16 protein-coding genes are annotated in these 19,974 nt (G+C 71.1%); 8 read left to right on the forward strand and 8 right to left on the reverse strand.

Features of this window, described 5'->3' with window-relative positions; translation table 11 throughout:
• Nucleotides 1-57 precede the first annotated feature (57 nt).
• The 3 genes from ABIA35_RS30045 to ABIA35_RS30055 form a co-directional block, all read right to left on the reverse strand.
• Nucleotides 58-1,878: a glycoside hydrolase family 6 protein gene (locus ABIA35_RS30045; RefSeq protein ID WP_370339044.1), complete on the reverse strand. Its 1,821-nt coding sequence runs from the start codon at nucleotides 1,876-1,878 to the stop codon at nucleotides 58-60.
• A gap of 100 nt (nucleotides 1,879-1,978) precedes the next feature.
• The gene (locus ABIA35_RS30050) at nucleotides 1,979-4,978 is read right to left on the reverse strand and encodes a glycoside hydrolase family 48 protein (RefSeq protein ID WP_370360152.1); all 3,000 of its coding nucleotides are present in this window, start codon (nucleotides 4,976-4,978) and stop codon (nucleotides 1,979-1,981) included.
• A 43-nt stretch (nucleotides 4,979-5,021) separates the two neighbouring features.
• Nucleotides 5,022-6,038 carry a LacI family DNA-binding transcriptional regulator gene (locus ABIA35_RS30055; protein WP_370360068.1) on the reverse strand — a complete coding sequence of 339 codons (1,017 nt, stop codon included), beginning with the start codon at nucleotides 6,036-6,038 and terminating at the stop codon, nucleotides 5,022-5,024.
• Between the two features lie 288 nt (nucleotides 6,039-6,326).
• Here ABIA35_RS30055 and ABIA35_RS30060 point away from each other — a divergent pair, with 288 nt between their 5' ends.
• Entirely contained in the window at nucleotides 6,327-7,901 is a 1,575-nt protein-coding gene (locus ABIA35_RS30060; RefSeq protein WP_370360069.1) for a cellulase family glycosylhydrolase, read from the forward strand.
• Between the two features lie 64 nt (nucleotides 7,902-7,965).
• On the opposite strand, the gene xylB is transcribed toward ABIA35_RS30060, so the two are convergent.
• The gene (gene xylB / locus ABIA35_RS30065; protein ID WP_370360070.1) at nucleotides 7,966-9,348 is read right to left on the reverse strand and encodes a xylulokinase; all 1,383 of its coding nucleotides are present in this window, start codon (nucleotides 9,346-9,348) and stop codon (nucleotides 7,966-7,968) included.
• A 67-nt stretch (nucleotides 9,349-9,415) separates the two neighbouring features.
• Nucleotides 9,416-10,585 (reverse strand): xylose isomerase, encoded by a 1,170-nt coding sequence (xylA, locus tag ABIA35_RS30070; RefSeq protein WP_370360071.1) that lies wholly within the window; start codon nucleotides 10,583-10,585, stop codon nucleotides 9,416-9,418.
• A gap of 92 nt (nucleotides 10,586-10,677) precedes the next feature.
• Here xylA and ABIA35_RS30075 point away from each other — a divergent pair, with 92 nt between their 5' ends.
• Nucleotides 10,678-11,898: an ROK family protein gene (locus tag ABIA35_RS30075; protein ID WP_370360072.1), complete on the forward strand. Its 1,221-nt coding sequence runs from the start codon at nucleotides 10,678-10,680 to the stop codon at nucleotides 11,896-11,898.
• Between the two features lie 9 nt (nucleotides 11,899-11,907).
• Here ABIA35_RS30075 and ABIA35_RS30080 read toward each other — a convergent pair whose 3' ends face one another.
• Nucleotides 11,908-12,336: an SsgA family sporulation/cell division regulator gene (locus tag ABIA35_RS30080; protein ID WP_370360074.1), complete on the reverse strand. Its 429-nt coding sequence runs from the start codon at nucleotides 12,334-12,336 to the stop codon at nucleotides 11,908-11,910.
• A 123-nt stretch (nucleotides 12,337-12,459) separates the two neighbouring features.
• On the opposite strand from ABIA35_RS30080, the gene ABIA35_RS30085 reads away from it, so the two are divergent.
• Entirely contained in the window at nucleotides 12,460-13,800 is a 1,341-nt protein-coding gene (locus ABIA35_RS30085; protein ID WP_370360075.1) for a sigma-70 family RNA polymerase sigma factor, read from the forward strand.
• 80 nt (nucleotides 13,801-13,880) lie between these two features.
• Entirely contained in the window at nucleotides 13,881-14,294 is a 414-nt protein-coding gene (locus ABIA35_RS30090; protein ID WP_370339026.1) for a hypothetical protein, read from the forward strand.
• A gap of 61 nt (nucleotides 14,295-14,355) precedes the next feature.
• Here the strand turns inward: ABIA35_RS30090 and ABIA35_RS30095 are convergent, their stop codons facing one another.
• A complete protein-coding gene (locus ABIA35_RS30095; protein WP_370360076.1) occupies nucleotides 14,356-14,598 on the reverse strand; it encodes a DUF3817 domain-containing protein in 243 nt (80 codons plus the stop codon).
• A gap of 3 nt (nucleotides 14,599-14,601) precedes the next feature.
• Nucleotides 14,602-15,108 (reverse strand): hypothetical protein, encoded by a 507-nt coding sequence (locus ABIA35_RS30100; RefSeq protein WP_370360077.1) that lies wholly within the window; start codon nucleotides 15,106-15,108, stop codon nucleotides 14,602-14,604.
• 154 nt (nucleotides 15,109-15,262) lie between these two features.
• Here ABIA35_RS30100 and ABIA35_RS30105 point away from each other — a divergent pair, with 154 nt between their 5' ends.
• The 4 genes from ABIA35_RS30105 (at nucleotide 15,263) to ABIA35_RS30120 (ending at nucleotide 19,968) form a co-directional block, all read left to right on the forward strand.
• Complete coding sequence (locus ABIA35_RS30105) at nucleotides 15,263-16,201, forward strand: GlxA family transcriptional regulator (RefSeq protein ID WP_370360078.1); 939 nt, start codon at nucleotides 15,263-15,265, stop codon at nucleotides 16,199-16,201.
• A 333-nt stretch (nucleotides 16,202-16,534) separates the two neighbouring features.
• Nucleotides 16,535-17,623, forward strand: a complete 1,089-nt coding sequence (locus tag ABIA35_RS30110; RefSeq protein ID WP_370339018.1) for a sugar ABC transporter substrate-binding protein — start codon at nucleotides 16,535-16,537, stop codon at nucleotides 17,621-17,623.
• A gap of 57 nt (nucleotides 17,624-17,680) precedes the next feature.
• Nucleotides 17,681-18,469: an ATP-binding cassette domain-containing protein gene (locus tag ABIA35_RS30115; protein WP_370339016.1), complete on the forward strand. Its 789-nt coding sequence runs from the start codon at nucleotides 17,681-17,683 to the stop codon at nucleotides 18,467-18,469.
• Nucleotides 18,470-18,732: 263 nt separating this feature from the next.
• A complete protein-coding gene (locus tag ABIA35_RS30120) occupies nucleotides 18,733-19,968 on the forward strand; it encodes a sugar ABC transporter permease (RefSeq protein WP_370339268.1) in 1,236 nt (411 codons plus the stop codon).
• Nucleotides 19,969-19,974: the final 6 nt, after the last annotated feature.

A 19,974-nucleotide genomic window follows, 5' to 3' on the forward strand; every position in this document is an offset into this window, starting at 1 on the left:
CTGCTTTCAGTGCTCCAGCGATCTCAGCGCTCACAGCGCTCACAGCGCTCACAGCGCTCACAGCGCCGGGTAGGCGTTCTCCACCTCCTGCTGGAACTCGGCGGCGAACCACTGGCCGGCCGGCACGTCGTACCCGGGGATCGACCCGGTGCTGTACGTCCCGCCGTTGCCGTCGGTGTTGGTCCCGGCGGGGTCGCAGTGCGGGTCGCCGTGGGTGTGCGAGGCGGTCGGGTAGTCGCCGTCCGACTCACCGGGCGGCTTGATCCACACGAACGCGATGATGTGGTTGGACGCCCCGTACGGCAGCACCGTCGGCCGCGCCCCGATCCCCGCGCCGTTCTGGTTGCACCAGTCGCCGCGGAAGGACCGCTGGTCCACCTTGTTGGCCGCGACATAGCTGTCGACGGTCGTCGGCGAGGAGTTCAGCGACGTCGGCCGGTTCGGACCGCCCCAGCCGTTGCGCGAGGTGTCGATGAGCATGCCGACGTTCGGCGAGAAGCCCTGGCCGACCAGTTGGCTGTACATCGCCTGGTCGTAGTCGTACTCGTCGAAGTACGGGTTGTACTGGTAGAACTTCGCCGAGTCCAGCGGGTTCCCGCCGACCTGCAGCGTCGAGTTCGGCAGGAACGGCTCGGTGGTCGGGGTGTAGTTGGCGGTGTCGGAGATGAAGCCGTCGACGCTGGCGAAGCCCGCGGTCGTCGCCCTGGCCACCTTGGCGAACTCCTGCGCCGCCGGGCCCATGTTGGAGGACCAGCCCAGCCACGCCGAGTGCGCGATGTCCACGTAGTTGTAGACGTTGGAGATCGCGTGCAGCTTGTTCAGCGCGTACTCGACGCCGGTCTCGTAGAACGGTGTCGCCGTCGCGCACGCGGGCTTGCTCTGGTTGGTGACCGCGTTGGGCAGCGAGTCCGGCTCGACGATGGCCACGATCCGCAGGCTCGCGTACTTCGGGTTCGCCAGCAGCGCCGAGATCGGGTCGATGTACTGCGACTCGTACTCGGTCAGACCGGCGGCCGTGGCCGGGATCTCACCGTTGGAGGCCAGCGCCGCGCAGTCCCGGCCCGGCAGGTCGTAGATGACGACCTCGAAGGTCTCCGGGGTCCCGGCCTGCTGCTGGGACAGCGCCTGGTCCAGGTGCCACTGCAGACCGTGGTGAACGCTGCCGCTGTCGCCGGCGATGGCCCCGATGTGGTCCATCCAGACCGCGGTCGAGTAGTTCGCCATCTTCGCCTCGGAGGCGGCCAGCGTCGGGTTCGCCGACTGGTCGGACGCCACCTGGGCGTTGACCTCGCCGGTGTAGTCCGGGCTCAGATACTGCGAGGCGCCCACGAACGGGTTCGCCACGTGCCCGCCTCCGCCGCCGGTGCTCGGCGTCGTCGAGGGCGTGGTGGAAGGCGTGGTGGACGGGGTCGTCGAGGGCGTGGTCGACGGCGTCGTGGTGGGCGTCGTGGACGGGGTGGTGGTCGGCGTCGTGGGCGGCGGCGTGGTCCCGGTGCACGTGACACCGTTGACCGCGAACGACGTCGGCGCCGCGTTCGTCCCGGAGTAGGTGAAGTTCGCCGCCGGAGTCACGCTCCCGCCGGAGGCCACCGAGCCGTTGTAGGACGCGTTGGTGACGGTGACCGCCTTGCCGGACTGCGTCCAGTTCCCGTTCCACCCGCTCTGCAACGTCTGGTTGCCGGCGTAGGAGTACGTCAGCGTCCAGTTCGTCCAGGCCGGGCCGTTGTTCGTGATCACGACCTGCGCCCCGAAACCGGAGCCCCAGTCGCTGCTCACCGAGTAGACCGCGGTGCATCCGGCGCCGGTCGCCGCGCTGGAGCTGGTCGTGGTCAGCGCGGCGAGCCCGCCGGCCACTCCCAGCGTCACCCCGGCCGCCACGAAGGCGCTGGTGAGCCGTCTGGCTCTGTCTGCTCTGCCTGCTCTGTCCTTATTACCTGGTGTGCCTTGTGCCATGGTTCACTCCTGTCTGTTTTGTGTGTCAGGCTCCGAAGAGCTGTCCGTAGACCGCCTGGGCCATCGCGGCGTCCGACTGCGCCCAGAAGCGGTGGTAGGTGAAGGTCGGCGCCGCGCCGCCGTTGAGGTAGGTCTGCACCTTCGAGAAGGACGGGTCGCTGGTGTACCAGGGCCGCAGCTTCAGGAAGGTGTTCGTCGTGGTGGACGAGATGGTGTTGCCGAACGGGTCCTTGCCGGTCCACCCGGACGGGATGTAGAGCCCTTGGTGGGTGGTCGGGTCATAGGTCTGGTCGAAGCGGCTGTAGTCGGTCCGGGTCTCCGGCGTGACGATGCCCGCGGGGTCCTGGTCGTTGGTCCACATGACGTCGAGCAGGTTCTTCGCCAGCGTCTGCGCCGTGCTGTCCTTGGCCTTGGCGGCGTAGTAGGACAGGGTCTTGGCCAGCGCCGAGGCGATGCCGACGTCCTGGCTGTAGTCCTTCACCGCGACGTGCAGGTTGGTGTTGGGCTGCGGGTTGGACGCGTTCCAGGTGTTCGGCTGGCCGGTCCAGGTCAGCGTGGACGGGATCTGCCAGGCGCCGGTCGTGCTGTTGACCGTGACCAGCGGTTCCACCCAGGCCACCCACTTGGCCAGGATCGCGCCGACAGTGGCGTCGCCGGTGCTGTAGTAGTACTCGGCGAAGCGCTCCATCGACCACGCCTGCATCCCGAACCAGTTGTTCGACGGCGGGTCGTGGTAGACGGGCTCCCAGTCATAGGCCATGCCGTAGAACGTCGGGTCGCCGGCCGGCGGGGTGCCGTACTGGCCGTTCCAGCTGTTCGTCGCGCCGCCGGCGATGCCGCCCTCGGAGGACTGCAGCCACTGGAAGAACTGGATCTGCCGCTGCAGGCTGGTGCTCCAGTCGGTGGCCGCGGTGGCGCCCTTCGGGGCCTCGGCCGGGTCGTTCACCAGCGCCCAGGCGGCCATCGGGTTCTGGTAGCCCTGCGCCGCCGCGCCGTCGCCGATGCGCCAGGCCCACGAGCCGGACGTGGACAGCGAGCCGCCCCAGGCGTAGTACCAGCCCAGCAGGTAGTCGTCGCTGCTCTTGCCGGTGCCGCCGGGGCAGGCGGTCGGCGAGGTGCAGTCGCCGATCTGCTTGAAGTACTTGTCGAACATCGAGTACCGCAGGTAGTCGCCCATCTTGCCGGCCTTGGCGACGGTCGCCGAGACCTGCGACTCCTTGCCCTGCGCCTTGGCCCAGGTGTCGGCCCAGTAGGCGGCCTGCACGGTGCGGGCGTCGGCGTCCGGGGCGTCGGTGAACTTCCACTGCGCGGTGCCCTGGCCCTGGTCGAACAGGTCCAGGTAGCCGTTCGGGCCGCCGTACTTCAGGTCCTCGCACGTCGGCTGCGGGATGGTCTCCCACACCGACTCGTCGGCGCCGCGCTGGTAGGAGTTGATGTAGGACGGCTTGCCGGTGTTCGGGCCCTGCTCGCAGCCGCCGCCGGGGGTGTCGCCGTACCCGTACTTGTTGTCGACGTCCTCCAGCCAGTGCATGCCGTAGATGTCCGAGGTGCCGTACGCGGCCTGCAGTTCGGCCGCGAGCGGGTCCTGGCCGACCGGGGTGGAGGAGTTGAGCGCCACCGGGTACTGGTCGGGTTCGGGCTCCTCCGGCGCGTACTGGGCCGGGGAGCTCGCGTTGTAGGCGCTGTTCGTGGGCTGATCCGCGTGGGTCGGGATCATGTACTGCTCCATCAGCGCCCACGCGGCGTTGAACTTCGTCCAGTCCCCGGAGATGTTGCCGTACATGGCCTGCAGCCAGATGTCGTAGCTCCAGGTCTCCGAAGTGGTCTCGTGGCCGTAGTCGGGCGCCTCGACGATCAGCGTCTCGACCGAGTGGTACGGGATGCCCAGCGGGTTGAAGTACCCGTTGGACGAGTTCATGATCTTGTTGTACTGCGTCATGAACCGCTGCTCGTACGCGCCGAGCGCGCCGGTCTCGGTGACCACCGAGGCGCCGGGGGCGTAGCCGGTGGCACTCGCGGTGAACGTGGCGTTGCCGGTGCCGGAGGCGTCGGCGGTGATGGTCACGTTCTGCGCCGTGGACCAGTTCGACGGCGTGAAGGTGAGCGTGCCGCCGCCGGTGACCGACAGGCCGGTGTTCCCGGACGTGCGAGCTGTGGTGACCGTGATGTTCGCGGCCGGGGGCGCGGACAGCGCGACCGCCAGCGTCCCGGTCGCGCCCTGGGCCAGGTTCAGCGCGCTCGGCGTGACCGTGACCGTCGGGGCGGCGGTGACCGTGATGCCGACCGGCGAGGAGGTCGTGGTCGCGCCCTGGCTGTCGTAGGCCTCGGCGGTGATCGAGTAGCTGCCCGCCGCGGCCCCGGTCCAGTTGCACGCGTAGGGCGCGGCGGTGGCGGTGCACGCCAGCGTCGTCCCGGCGTAGAACTCGACCTTGGAGATCGTCGAGCCGCTCGCCGCCGAGGCGGTCGCCGCCATCGGCACGGTCGCCGGGGCGGTGTACGCGGCACCGGCTGCCGGGCTGGTGAGCGCGACAGTCGGCGGGGTGTGGGCGCCGGTGCACGCGGTCCCGTTGACGGTGAACGTCGTGGGCGCGGTGTTGGTGCCGCTGTAGGTGAAGTTGGCGGACGTGCTGACGTTGCCGCCGGCGGCCACCGAACCGTTGTAGGAGGCGTTGACGACCGTCACCGCCTTGCCCGACTGCGACCAGGTCCCGTTCCAGCCGTTCTGCAGCGTCTGGTTGCCGGAGTAGCTGTAGCCCAGCGTCCACCCGGTCCACGCGGTCGTGCCGACGTTGGTGATGGTGGCGGTGGCGGTGAACCCGCTTCCCCAGTCGTTGGCGGAATACGTCACCTGGCATTGGACGGCCGCGGCCGCCGCTTGCGGGGGCGCCGTGGCCAGCACCCCGAAGCCGAGGGCGGCGGACAGCGCGAGCGCGAGGGCTCGCCACCGTCTTCCCCGAGGCTTTCTTCGTGTCCTGCTTCTGTCCACGCTGAAGCGATCCCTTCTCGTTCGTAGGCATAGCGACATAGCCGTCCCGCGCAGCGGGCCGGACATCAGTGCTCGGCGATGCTCAGCCGGAGTCGCGGACCACCAGCTCGGTGGGGAACACCGACGCCGGGGGCATGTCGACCTCCCCGATGAGCCGTCGGGTGAGGTGCCTGGCCATCGCCTCGCCCATGTCCTCCACGGGCTGCCGGACGGTGGTCAGGCGCGGATCGGTGTGCAGGGCCAGCGGCGCGTCGTCGAAGCCGATGAGCGCGACGTCGTCCGGAATCCGGCGGCCGGCCCGCCGCAGGGCGCGCAGCGCGCCCAGGGCCATCAGGTCGGACGCGGCGAACACCGCGTCCAGATCCGGATGGTGTTCCAGGAGCCGGCGCATCGCGTGCTCGCCGGAGGTCGGGGTGAAGTCGCCGTAGACGATGGTGCCGACGGCGTCGGCCTCGGCGATCGCGTCCCGGTAGCCGGCCCGCCGGTCGGCACCCACGGCCATGTCCGGGGGCCCCGCGATGGACACCACCTTGCGCCGCCCGGAGTCCAGCAGACGTCTGACGGCCTCGTGCGCGCCGCCGCGGTTGTCGGCGTCGACGTAGGGCAGCTCGCCCGGCGTCATCGGCCGGCCGGCGGCCACCGTCGGCACCCGCATCGCCCGGAGCATCGGCACCAGCGGGTCCCGGTCGTGGGCGCTGATCAGCAGGACGCCGTCGGCCAGGCCCTTGGACAGGTAGCGCTCGACCGAGCCGTGGTCGGCCGGGCCGCGCACCACCAGCAGCACCAGCTGGATGTCGCCGGTGCGCAGCGCCTGGCCGGCGCCGAGCAGGATGCGGGAGAAGAAGGTGTCCGCGAACAGCCGCACGCCGTCCTCGCACACCACCGCGGCGATCGAGCTGACCTTGGCGCGGCGCGAGGCTCGGGCCCGCTGCCGGACGTAGGACAGCCGCGACACGGCGTTGTGCACCTCGGTCCGGGCGGTGCCGCTGACCCCGGCGGTGCCGTTCAGCACGCGCGAGGCGGTGGCCGGGGACACGCCGGCCAGCGCGGCGACGTCGGCCAGGGTGGGACGCGGACCCGGAGTGGCGGAACGGGTCATCTCAAGGTTCTCCGACTTGTGGGGGGACGGAATGAACACCGGGTGTCGAAGGGCTCACGAGGGGTTCATGAGAGCGCTCTCATGAAAGTCGTCGCAGTGCACGGAGTTGTCAAGGGGAGGGCGGACCGATCCAGGCCAGAACCGGCACGACGAGGGCCTACGGCGCCGCTGCCGTGAAAGTTTCATCGCCTTGCGGGTGCCGTCCTGGGGTTTCGGGGGCGCGACCTTGCGCCCCGGCCGAAACCCTTCCTACGTTCCGCCGCAATGTCGAAGCGATGAAGGAGGCTTATGTCCACGAGACTGAGGGCGGCGCTCAGCGCGGTGGCCGGGGTGGCACTCGCGGCGGGTTCCGCGACCGCCGCGGTCCTCGTGCCCGGCACGGCGAGCGCCGCGACCACCGTGCAGTGTCAGGTCACGTATTCGGTCGGCACCGACTGGGGCAGCGGCTTCACCACGAACATCACCATCGCCAACGTCGGGACGAGCCCGTGGACCGGCTGGACGCTGGGCTACTCCTACGGTGGCAACCAGACGCTGCAGAACGGCTGGAACGGCACCTGGACGCAGTCCGGGAAGGCGGTGAGCGTCACCAACGCCTCCTACAACGGTTCAGTGGCCGCCGGCGCGAACACCGGCATCGGCGCGAACTTCACCTACAGCGGCGCCAACGCCGCGCCGACCGTGTTCAGCGTCAACGGCACCACCTGTACCGGGGCCGGCTCGCCGAGCACCACGCCCAGCACGACGCCGAGCACCACTCCGAGCACCACGCCGTCGACCACCCCGACGACGACCCCGACCACCCCGAGCACGACGCCCAGCACCACCCCGAGCTCCCCTCCCCCGTCGAACGGCGCCCCGGCGCTGCACGTCTCGGGCAACCAGCTCGTGGACAGCACCGGCAAAGCCTTCGTCCCGCACGGGGTGAACCGCTCGGGCGCGGAGTTCGCGTGCGTCCAGGGCAAGGGCATCTTCGACGGACCGGTCGACGACGCCTCGGTGGCGGCGATCGCCTCGTGGAAGGCGAACATCGTCCGGGTGCCGCTGAACGAGGACTGCTGGCTCGGCGAGTCGGACGTGCAGTCGCAGTACGGCGGCGCGGCCTACCAGTCCGCGATCGAGAGCTTCGTCAGCCTGCTGCACCAGCACGGCCTGGCCGTGATCCTGGACCTGCACTGGACCGACGGCGTCTACACCGGCCAGTCCTCGGCCTGCTCGGTGGCCACCGCGACGTGCCAGAAGCCGATGCCGGACGCGGCCAACGCCCCGGCGTTCTGGTCCTCGGTGGCCGGGGCGTTCAAGAACGACCAGTCGACCATATTCGACCTCTTCAACGAGCCGTACCCGGACTTCGCGGCGGGCTTCAACTCCGCGGCCGGCTGGTCGTGCTGGCAGAACGGCGGTACCTGCACCGGCATCACCTACCAGGTCGCCGGGATGCAGTCGCTGGTCAACGCGGTGCGCGGCGCGGGCGCCCCGAACGTGCTGATGCTCGGCGGCGTGGCGTACTCCAACGACCTGAGCCAGTGGCTGGCCCACGAGCCGACGGACCCGCTGCACAACCTCGCGGCGTCGTGGCACTCGTACAACTTCAACTCGTGCTCGTCCTCGTCGTGCTGGGACTCCCAGGTCGCACCGGTCATCGCGCAGGTGCCGGTGATCCCCGGGGAGATCGGCGAGAACGACTGCGGCCACTCCTACATCGACACGCTGATGGCGTGGCTGGACAGCCACCACACCGGCTACTCGGCGTGGACGTGGAACACGTGGGACTGCTCGTCCGGTCCCTCCTTGATCAGCGCCTACGACGGCACGCCGACGACCTACGGCGCCGGCTACAAGGCGCACTTGGCGACCTTCTGACGACGGGGAAGGTGCGGCGTCCCCGGGCGATGCCCGGGGACGCCGTTCCGCTCAGGGGGCTCCCTCAAGCCACCCGGTCGCGGTATTCGTGGTAACGCTTGCGGACCTCCGGAAGCGGTTCGGCCTCGAAGGTCTCAGTCCCCTGAGTGACGCGCCGAGGCGGCTCCTCCGAGCCGGCCAGGACCCACGCGGCCTGGGCGGCGGCGCCGTCGGCGACGTACTCCCCCGGCGGCGGCACGGCCACCGGGCGGCCGAGGATCGCCGGGGCGATGGTGCGCACGGCCTCCGAGCGCGCGCCGCCGCCGATGAGCAGGATGCGCTCGACCGGCACGCCGAGCGCGGTCAGCGCGTCCAGACCGTCGGCCAGGCCGCACAGCATGCCCTCGACGGCGGCCCGTGCCAGGTGCGCCGAGGTGGCGTTGGCCAGGCGCAGACCGTGGAGGGAGCCGGCGGCGTCGGGGAGGTTGGGAGTGCGCTCGCCTTCCAGGTAGGGGATCAGGGTGAGCCCGTCGGCACCGGGCGGTGCGGACAGCGCCGCCTTGGACAGGCCGTCGAGGTCGGTCCCGCTCATCGCCGCTCCGGCGTCCAGGACGCGCGCGGCGTTGAGCGTGCAGACCAGCGGCAGGAATCGTCCGGTCGCATCGGCGAACCCCGCGACGGTGCCGGTGGCCTCGGCGGTCGGGATGTCGGAGACCGCGAACACGGTGCCCGAGGTCCCGATCGACACCACGACGTCGCCGGCGCGGGCGCCGAGGCCCAGGGCGGCTGCCGCGTTGTCTCCCGCGCCGGGGCCGAGCGCGATGTCACCGAAGCGGCCGACGACTTCCCCGGCTCCGGCCACACGGGGCAGCAAGACTTCCCGCCCGAACGCCCGCTTCAGCAAATCCTGGCGGTATTCACCGGTGGCCGGCGACCAGTAGCCGGTGCCGGAGGCGTCGCTGCGGTCGGTGATCAGCTCACTGATGTCGGTGCTTCCGCGCAGCCGCCAGGTGAGCCAGTCGTGCGGCAGGCACACCGCCGCGACGCGCGCCGCGTTCTCCGGTTCGTGCTCGGCAAGCCAGCGCAGCTTCGTGACGGTGAACGACGCCACCGGCACCGAGCCGACCGCCTGGGCCCACACCTCTGCACCGAGTTCGCCGACGAGGTCGGTCGCCGCTTGTGCGGAACGGGTGTCGTTCCACAGCAGCGCGGGACGCACCACTTCGCCGTGCTCGTCCAGGCACACCATGCCGTGCTGCTGGCCGCCGACCGCGAGCGCCTCGACGTCGTCGAGTCCGCCGGCCGCCTCGATGGCCGTGTGCAGCGCTTGCCACCACGCCTCGGGGTCCACCTCGGTGCCCGCCGGGTGCGGGGCGGAGCCCTGACGGATCAGGGCTCCGCTGTCGACGTCACGGATGACGACCTTGCACGACTGCGTCGAGGAGTCGACGCCGGCGGCCAGTCTCATCGCGACCTCACCGGGCCGAGGCGCCGCTGCCGCTGCCGCTGCCGCTGCCGCTGCCGCTGCCGCTGCTTCACCGCGCGCCCATCAGGTGCTCGACGGCGAGCTGGGTGAGCCGGACGGCGCCCAGGCCCCGCTCGGCCGCCTCGTCGGCGTCGAACTCCTCGAAGGCGGTGCGGTCGGCCAGCAGGTCGGCGTAGGTCTCGCCGTCGGCGAGGGTGGGGGTGGCCAGCTCGTCCACGCGGGCCGCGGCGCGCGCCTCGACGACCTCCGGGTCGGCCCGGAAGGCCGCGGCGCGCTCCTTGAGCAGCAGGTAGGTGCGCATGTTCGCGGCCGCCGACTGCCAGACGCCGGCGATGTCCTCGGTGCGGGCCGGCTTGTAGTCGAAGTGCCGGGGGCCCTCGTAGCCGCCGTTCTCCAGCAGGTCCACCAGGAAGAAGGCGTTGAGCAGGTCGCCGTGGCCGAAGACCAGGTCCTGGTCGAACTTGATGCCGCGCTGGCCGTTGAGGTCGATGTGGAAGAGCTTGCCCTGCCACAGCGCCTGGGCGATGCCGTGGGCGAAGTTCAGGCCGGCCATCTGCTCGTGGCCGACCTCGGGGTTCAGGCCGACCATCTCGTGGTGTTCCAGGGTGCTGATGAAGCCCAGCGCGTGGCCGATGGTGGGCAGCAGGATGTCGCCGCGCGGCTCGTTGGGCTTGGGCTCCAGGGCGAAGCGGATGCCGTAGCCGCGGTCGGTGACGTAGGCGGCCAGGGTGTCGATGCCCTCGCGGTAGCGGTCCAGCGCGGCCTGGACGTCCTTGGCGGCGTCCGACTCCGAGCCCTCGCGGCCGCCCCAGAAGACGTAGGTGTGCGCGCCGAGTTCGGCGGCCAGGTCCAGGTTGCGCATGACCTTGCGCAGCGCGTAGCGCCGGATGTCGCGGTCGTTGCTGGTGAACGCGCCGTCCTTGAAGACCGGGTGCTTGAACAGGTTGGTGGTGGCCATCGGCACCTTCAGGCCGGTGGCGTCCAGCGCCTCGCGGAAGCGCGCGATGTGCTTGGCGCGCTCGTCGTCGCCGGCCCCGAAGGGGATCAGGTCGTCGTCGTGGAAGGTGACGCCGTAGGCCCCGAGCTCGGCGAGCCGGTGCACGCTCTCCACCGGGTCCAGCGCGGGCCGGGTCGCGTCCCCGAACGGGTCTTGGGCCTGCCACCCGACCGTCCAGAGGCCGAAGGTGAACTTGTCTGCGGGCGTCGGGGCGACGGTCATCGCGGGCTCCTGGGGGGGTCGAGGGGCTTTCGCTGGAGCGAGGGAATTGTTTAATGGATGAACTTATGGACCGGCTGTGGCATTGTCAAGACATGCCCGCGCCCACCAGCCCCGCCAGCGCCCGCCCCGCGGACCGCGACGGCCGTGACAGCCGCAACGCCCGCGCCGTCCCCAACCCCGCCCGCCAGGCCAGCATCCGCAACGCCAACCTGGCGCTGCTGTACGGGCTGATCCTGGACGCCCCGGCCCCGCTGTCCCGCGCGGCGCTGGCCGCGGCCACCGGCGTCACCCGCGCCACCGCCTCCGCCCTGGCCGACGCGCTGCTGGAGGCCGGCCTGGTCGCCGAGGTGTCACCGCCCCCGGCCACCGGTGCGGGCCGGCCGGCCGCGGGCCTGGTCCCGGCCGCCGACGGCCCGGCCGGACTCGGGCTGGAGATCAACGTGGACTACCTGGCGGCCTGCGTGATGGACCTGACCGGCGCGGTGCGCGCCACGGTCATATCGGCCGGCGACCAGCACGACCGCGCGGTGCCCGAGGTGCTGGCCGACCTGGCGGGGCTGGCCCGGCAGGCCGAGGCGGAGGCCGGACTGACCCTGGCCGGCACGGCGGTCGCGGTCCCGGGCCTGGTCGAGGCGCCGCACGGCCGGATCCGCAGCGCGCCGAACCTGCTGTGGCAGGACGTGGAGATCGGGGCCGAACTGCGGCGGGCCCTGCCGGAGACGCCGTTCGAGCCGGTGGTCGGGAACGAGGCGGATTTCGCGGCGCTGGCCGAGGCGCACGGGGTCGGGGCCGATTCCGGTTCTGATTCCGGTTCCGATTCCGGTTCCGCGTTGACCGACTTCCTCTATGTCTCCGGCGAGATCGGCGTCGGTGCGGGCGTCATCCTGGACCGCGAGCTGTTCCGGGGCGCGCGGGGCTGGGCCGGGGAGATAGGGCACGTCACGGTCGTGCCCGGCGGGGTGCAGTGCCGCTGTGGTGCCCGGGGGTGTCTGGAGACGGTCGCCGGCCTGGAGGCTCTGCGGCGTGACGGACCCCGGGCCGCGGCTTCGGCCCTCGGGCGCGCGGCCGCCGCCGCGGTCAACCTCTTCGACCTGCCCGCGGTCGTGCTCGGCGGCGTCTACGCCCGGCCGGAGTACGCCGAGCTGGTGCCCGGGGTGGAGCGGGCGCTGGCCGAGCATGTGATCTCCGCGCGCTGGGCCCCGGTGGCCGTGCGCGTGTCGCGGCGCGGGACCGCGGCGGCGGTGACCGGGGCGGCGACCGCCGTCATCCGGCGGGTGCACGCCGATCCCGCGGCGTGGATGGCGGCGCGCTGAGCGCGTTCCTCACCCCTGACCGAAACCCTGACCGACGAGGCGGGCCAGCCCGCGGTCCAGGTCCAGGTGCCCCGGCTCGGCGCCGGCCGGGACGATCGCGTAGATCTGGCACAGGAACAACCGCACCGCCGACTGCGGTGTGATCACCAAGGCGGTCGAGTCGCCGCTGCGCAGCTCGATCGTCAGATCGCCCGGGCCGAACGGCCAGACGTGCACGTCGCCCTCGCCGGCCGGGGTGTGCAGACCGTCGGTCAGCAGATCGCGGGCGAAGACCCACTCGATGCCGTCGACGACGCGGTCGGAGTGGACGTCCAGGAACGCCAGCCGCACCGCGAACGGATCGTCGGAGCGGTAGCGCAGCACGGCGGGGACTCCCGCCATCCGCTTGTCGGAGGTCACCACATGGGTCTTGAGCGGCTGTTCGTGGGTCGCGAGCATCGCTGTCACTCCTTGCTGTCGTGGCGGTATCACAACAAGGACTTGTGAAGGGGACCTGACCTTACGCGACTTTCGCCCGAATTCTGTGTGATGTGCGTCACATTCGCCCGATAAGGTGTCCCCGTGACCGACACCGGCGCCGACCTGGCCGCGTACACCCGGGTCTACGAGGACCACAACGCCCGCCTGACGGCCTACGCCCGCACCCTGACCGGCGACCCCGCCACCGCCGAGGACCTGGTCGCCGAGGCCCACTTCCGCGTCTGGCGCCGCATCTCGGCGGGCCACCCGGTGGAGAACGTCCCGGCCTACCTGGCCACGACGATCCGCAACCTCGCCAACACCCTGCACCGCACCACCGCCGAGATCCCCCTCCCCACCGAATCCCCCGAAGCGCACCTCGGCCGCCCCGCCACCACGACCGCCGCCCCGCAGGACCCCTCGCAGCAGATCGCGCACATCGACTTCGTCACTCGCCTCCTGAAGGACCTGCCCGACCGCTGGGTCCAGGCCCTGTGGCTGTCAGAGGTCGAAGACCTGCCCCTGGAGACGATCGGCCGCCGCATCGGCGCGACCACCAACGCGACCGCGGCCCTGCTGAACCGCGCCCGCGAGGGCCTGCGCCAGGCCTTCCTCCGCGGCTACCCGGGCGCCCCGGCGGAGGAGGCATGCGCGAAGCACTGGCAGAAGCTGCCCTCCCTGGTCCGCGGAGGCCTGTCAGCACGCCAGACGGACGCACTGCGCACGCACTCGGAGCAGTGCGACGACTGCCGCGCGCGCTTGGCGGCACTGCAGCAGGTCAACCTGCGGCTGCCCGCCCTGCTCGGGCCGGGGCTGCTGGCGGGAGCGCTGGGCGGCGGGTCGGTGCGGCTGGTCGCGGCGGGGATGGTCGGCGCCGGGGCGAAGGCCGGAGCGGTTGGTACTGGCGCGAAGGCGGCGGGCGGCGGGGCGCGCGTTGGCGGCAAGACAGGCGTGGTCTCGGCAGGTGTGGTGGTGTCTGCCGCCATCGCTGTCGCCGCTGCGGCTTTGACCGGCAGTCCCGCGCATCCCCACCCCGCTCCGCACACACCCGCCGAAGCACAGGCGGCCAAGAACACGGCGCCGGTCGCCGAGACGCCAAGCCCACAACCGGCTGCCAAGCCCTCCCGCTCCCAGCCGGTCCAGCACGCACCGCGCCATGCCGCACCCCCGGCTGCCACTCCGGCATCGGCATCGCAGACCACGCACTCGCCGGCCCAACCCACCGCCGCGCCGCAGTCGACACCAGTCGTGACCCAGCCCTCTGTGACCGGTACTCCGAATCCTGCGATCCAGCCGTCCGATCCGCCGCCCCCGCCGACCCCGCCGCCCTGGCCGACCCCCGGCATCGACGTGTCCGTCCCGGTGGACCCGCAAGCCCCCGCGGCCGTTACGGTGCACCTCACCTCCGCGTGGCTGGACCTTTCCTCGAAGTCACCCGGATGACGGCGATCCGCAGGACACGCGTGCGGCCCCGATGAGTTGCTGGGTGGGGGTCCGCTCGACCTGAAGGAGGTCTTGAGGCGATGTCCAAGTCCAGCAAGAAGAACGAGGGCAACGGTGAGCATGTCGCCAAGTCCGACGTGCGGCACCGCTACAAGGTGACCGAGTTCGCCGACTTCACCCGGCGCGAGACGAAGCCCGACGGCACGGAGAAACTCATGCCGCGCGTGGCCGTCCTGTCCCCGATGAACGGGGGTAAACAGGTGCGGGCCTACGTCCCGGGCAACCTCGACGAGCCGCTGGAGGTGGGCTCGGTCGTGATGTGCCGGCCGCACGACAAGCCGAACAAGGGCGACGGTCCGCCGGTGAAGTTCCGGATCACCAACGTCGTGGGCGCCGGCAGTGGGGCCGACACCCTCAGCGCCGCGCAGAACGCGCAGATGGCGGGCAGTGTCGGGGCCTCGGCGATGGAGCCGAGCCAGGCCGCCCGGCGGTAGGTGACCGCGAGTCCGGGGCGTCCCGCGACGGGGCGCCCCGGACTCGTTTCGCTCGTTCCGCCTACGCCACCTTTCGCAGGTCCATGAGGCCCCCGATCCCCGGCACCAGCGCGGTGAGCTTGGTGGCGGACGCCGCGCGGCCGTTGCGCCACGTCGCCAGAACGATGACGAGATACGCGCAGCCGTGGGTCGGGCCGATCACCGACGCGACCGGCTGAAGGTTCGCGGTGGCGAGGTTGGCCAGCAGCACGATCAGCGTGACGAGCTCGACGAGCGCCGCGATCCGGAAGAAGCGGGTGGGCACGGGTCACGCTCCCGTCGTCGAACCGGGGCGCACGATCATCAGGATCGTGACAGTCGCCCAGAGCAGGTTGAAGATGCCGGTCGCGGCGGCCAGGCGGGCGGCGGTCCGAACGGCGGGACCGCCCTGGGACTCCGGCGGCGCCTCCGACGTCCCCGGCTCAGCTGTCCCCGGCTCAGCTGTTCCCAGCTCGGCCAGAGCGGCTTGTTGCGCGGGCAGGATCCACAGCGCGAGAACGCCGGCGGCCACGGCGGTCAGCCCGATGGCCGTGATCAGCCAGGCGCTGCCGAGAACGTGCATATTGCTCGCGGTGGCGAAACCGAAGACGGGGACGGCGATGCCGACGCCGGCGTACACACGGCACACGCGGTGAAGCAGATGAAGCCCGGTCACCGCGCCGGAGTCCTCGTGAGCGCGGCGCAGGGATCTGGGGAACATGCTCGCGGCGACGGCCACCGGCCCGACCGCGATGATGGCTGCCAGGACGTGCAGCGACAGCAGGAATTTGGTCACTTCGCGACGCTATCCGGCGGCCGCACCGGAGTCCCAGTGGCAATAGTGACAGGTTTCAACGGGAAAACGTCACACCCCGATCTGCGGCTCTGAAGTGCGCGAACATGCCCACCAAGCGTAGTCAGCACCGTCCACACCGAGGTATGTTCTCGCCATGCACACCGTCGCCATCATCGCCCTGGACGGCGTCATCCCGTTCGACCTCGCGACGCCGATCGAGGTGTTCAACCGGGCCCGCCTGCCCGACGGACGGCCCGGCTACCAGGTACGTGTGTGCGCCGAGCAGCCCGAGCTGAGCGCGGGGAGCTTCACCCTGCGCGCGCCGTACGGCCTGGAAGCCCTCCAGGACGCGGACACGATCATCGTGCCCGGCATCGAGAACCCGCGGGCGCCGCTGCCGCCGGCCGTCGGCCAGGCCCTGCGCGCCGCCGCGGCGAACGGCACGCGCATCGCCTCGATCTGCGTCGGCACCTTCCCGCTGGCCGCGACCGGGCTGCTCGACGGCCTGCGCGCCACCACGCACTGGCTCGCCGCCGACCACCTCGCCGCGGCGCACCCCGCGATCGACGTGGACCCGAGCGTGCTGTACGTGGACAACGGCCAGTTCCTCACCTCCGCCGGCGCGGCGGCGGGCCTGGACCTGTGCCTGCACATGATCCGCAAGGACTACGGCTCGGCGGTCGCCGCCCACTCGGCCCGCCTGTCGGTGATGCCGCTGGAGCGCGAGGGCGGCCAGGCCCAGTTCATCGTCCTGGACCACTCCCCCGCACCCCAGGGCGGAACCCTGGAACCACTGCTCGGCTGGCTCCAGGACAACCTCGGCCGCGACCTCACCCTCCCGGACATCGCCGCCGAGGCCGGCCTGAGCACCCGCACGCTGATCCGCCGCTTCCGCGAACAGACCGGCACCACGCCGCTCCAGTGGCTGCACCGGGCCCGCATCCGGCGCGCGCAGCACCTCCTGGAGACCACGCAGCACTCGGTCGAGCGGATCGCGGCGCAGGTGGGGTTCGGATCGGCGACGGCCTTCCGCGACCGGTTCAAGCGGACGACGGGAACCAGCCCGAACGCGTACCGGCGGACTTTCAGCTGACGGCGCGAGACCGCTGGCCGACGGCGCGGGACCGCCCGGGACCGCCCGTCCCGCGGGCCTGAGCGAGCTCGGCGCCCCAGCCGGATCAAGCCGCCGTCAAGGCCAGGTCAAGCGGCCCACAAGCCGACTGCAAGCCGCCGCCCGGCCCGCGCCGAGCCCGACCGACTCGAACGCATCATCGAATCCCCGCTCCCGCGACCTCCCACCCGCCCCCTCTGAAGCGCGAACAACCCTTATGGCCCTCTCCAACTGGCGCCCCACCCGAAGTGGATCTCTAGTGGGAAATCAGTAGGCCGTCGAACCTCCGGCGGCCGCGAGAGGAGTGAGCGCACCATGCAGCACCTGCGTCCGGCCCGGACCGCCGGTATCGTCCTCGCCGCGGCCGCGCTGGCCGCCACCGCCGCCGCCTGCGGCAGTGCCAAGAGCTCGAGCAATTCCAGCTCGTCCAGCGGCACCGCGACCGGCGCGGCAGCGGGGACCCGCATCGGCATCCTTCTGCCGGAATCCAAGACCACCCGGTACGAAGCGTTCGACAAGCCGTACCTGGAGCAGGAGCTCCAGGCCCGCCTGCCCGGCGTGAACATCGACTACTACAACGCGGGCCAGGACGCCACGGTCCAGCAGACCCAGGTCGACACCGCGCTGACCAAGGGCGACAAGGTCTTGGTCCTGGACGCCGTGGACTCCAAGTCGATCCAGGCCTCCGTCCAGAAGGCGCACGACGCCGGCGTCAAGGTCGTCGCCTACGACCGGCTCGCCCAGGGCCCGGTCGACGCCTACGTCTCCTTCGACAACGTGAAGGTCGGCGAGCTGCAGGGCACCGCCCTGCTGACCGCACTGGGCGCGAACGCGGCGAACCACCAGATCGTGATGATCAACGGCTCGCCCACCGACCCGAACGCCGCCCAGTTCAAGCAGGGCGCGATGAACGCGCTCAACGGCAAGGTCAAGATCGGCAAGGAGTACGACACCCCGAACTGGGACCCGAACACCGCCAACCAGGAGATGGCCGGTGCCATCACCGCCCTGGGCGCGGCGAACATCCAGGGCGTCTACTCCGCCAATGACGGCATGGCCGCCGGCATCTCCACGGCCCTGCAGGCCGGTGGGCTGCACGGCATCCCGCTGACCGGGCAGGACGCGCAGCTCGACGCGCTGCAGCGGATCCAGGCCGGCAACCAGACCATGACGGTCTACAAGCCGTACAAGCCGGAGGCCGTCGCGGCCGCCGACGTGACCGCCGAGTTCGCGCAGGGCAAGACCCCCGGCACGAACCTGCTGCCGACGACGCAGACCAACGGCTCCGGGAACACCGTCCCGTCCAAGCTGCTGACCCCGATCGTCGTGGACAAGAACAACATGTGCACCACCGTCGTGAAGGACGGCCTGTACACCGCCGCGCAGATCGGCATCACCTGCTGATCCGTACGCCGTAAACAGTCCTGCCGAGCTCCGAACCGACGTGGAGGTAGCACCCCTATGTTCGATCCCAGTTCGCAACCCGTGCTGGAACTGCGCGGGGTGTCCAAACGGTTCGGGGCCGTGCAGGCCCTCACCGGCGTCGACCTCGACGTGCACACCGGCGAGGTCGTCGCCCTGGTCGGGGACAACGGCGCGGGCAAGTCCACCCTGGTGAAGACCATCTCCGGAGTGAACCAGCCCGACCAGGGCGAAATCGTCTGGCAGGGCGGCGCGGTCTCCGTCAAAGGCCCGCACGACGCCCAGAAGCTGGGCATCGCGACCGTCTACCAGGACCTGGCGCTGGCCGACAACCTGGACGTGGTCGGCAACCTGTTCCTGGGCAACGAGATCACCAAGGCCGGGATCCTGGACGAGATCGCCATGGAGGGCCGCTCCCGGGAACTCCTGCAGACGCTGTCGATCCGCATCCCCAGCGTCCGCATCCCGGTCGCCTCGCTGTCCGGCGGCCAGCGCCAGACCGTGGCCATCGCCCGCTCGCTGATCGGCGAGCCCAAGGTCGTGCTGCTCGACGAACCCACCGCCGCCCTCGGCGTGGAGCAGACCGCACAAGTGCTGGACCTGGTCGAGCGGCTGCGCGACCGGGGCCTGGGGGTGATCCTGATCAGCCACAGCATGGAAGACGTGATGGCCGTCGCCGACACGATCGCGGTGCTGCGGCTGGGACGGAACAACGGGATCTTCGAGCGGCGGCAGACCAACCAGGAGCAGATCATCTCGGCGATCACCGGCGCCACCGACAACGCCGTCACCCGGCGGGCGGCACGCCACGCGGAGGGACAGGAATGAGCCAGGACCCGAACACCGGCGGTGCCGGCGGCGGCAGCGGCGAGGACCGCCGCGGGCGCGAAGGCGAGGACGCCCCGCTGATGGGCCCGGCCGGCGCCGGCGACTACGCCGGCGAGGGGGCGGCGGCCCCGGCCGGCGGCGGCACGGTCAGCGGGCAGGTCGAGGAGCTGCTGGCCGCCGGCGTCGCCCCGTCCGAGGTCACCAACCGGGTGGCGAAGGAGACCGGGGAGTCCAAGGAGGCCGTCCGGGAGATCGTCGAGACCATGGTCCCGGCGGCCGGCTCGGCCGCCGACCCGCGGCTGATGGCCCGGGAACACGGCCTTTCCGGCTACTGGAACGAGTTCATGCGCCGGGTCAAGGGCGGCGAACTCGGCTCGCTCCCGATGATCATCGCCCTGGCGGTCATCTGGATCGTGTTCTACAGCCTGAACAGCACGTTCCTGTCGGCGCAGAACCTGTCCAACCTCTCCCAGCAGATCGTCGGCACCGGCATGATCGCCCTCGGCGTGGTGTTCGTCCTGCTGCTCGGCGAGATCGACCTGTCGGTGGGCTCGGTGTCGGGCCTGGCCGCGGCGGTGTTCGCGGTGGAGTCGGTGAACAACGGCGTCAACGAGTATCTGGCGCTGATCCTGGCGCTGGTCACCGGTATCGCCACCGGATTGATCCAGGGCTTCTTCTTCGCCAGGATCGGCGTGCCCGCATTCGTCGTCACCCTGGCCGGCTTCCTGTTCTGGAACGGCCTGATGCTCAACATCCTGGGCGCCACCGGCACCGTCAACCTGCCGCCCACCAGCATCGTCTCCAGGCTCTACAACACCATCTACGGCCAGCAGATCGCCGCTTACGGAGCCGCGGCGATCGGTGTCCTGCTCTACGCGGCGGTGGCGATGTACGGCCGGGCGCGCCGGATGCGGGCCAAGGTACCGGCGCCGCCGGTCGGCGAGATCGCGGCGCGGGTCATCCTGCTGGCGATCGTCGCCTTCCTCGCCGCCTACGTGTTCAACGAGTACAAGGGCCTGCCGCTGGCGCCGCTGATCTTCCTGATCTTCATCGTGGTCGGCGACTTCATCCTGCGGCGCACCGTCTACGGCCGCCGGATCTTCGCGGTCGGCGGCAGCATCGAGGCCGCGCGCCGGGCCGGCATCAGCGTGCCGTTCATCCGCCTGACGGTCTTCTCGATCTGCGGCCTCATGGCCGCGGTCGGCGGCCTGTTCCTGGCCGGCCAGATCGAATCCGCCTCCCAGACCTCCGGCGGCGGCAACCTGCTGGTGAACGCGATCGCCGCGGCGGTCATCGGCGGCACCAGCCTGTTCGGCGGACGCGGCAAGACCTGGTCGGCGCTGCTCGGCGCGCTGGTGATCGGCTCGATCCAGTCCGGCATGAACATCCAGGGCCTGTCGAACAGCATCCAGTACATGGTCACCGGCGCGGTGCTGCTCGCCGCGGTGGTCATCGACGCGGTGGCTCGGCGGACGCAGAAGGCCAGCGGCCGGGTCTAGCCCGAC

Source organism: Catenulispora sp. MAP12-49 (genome assembly GCF_041262705.1).
Lineage (GTDB): Bacteria > Actinomycetota > Actinomycetes > Streptomycetales > Catenulisporaceae > Catenulispora.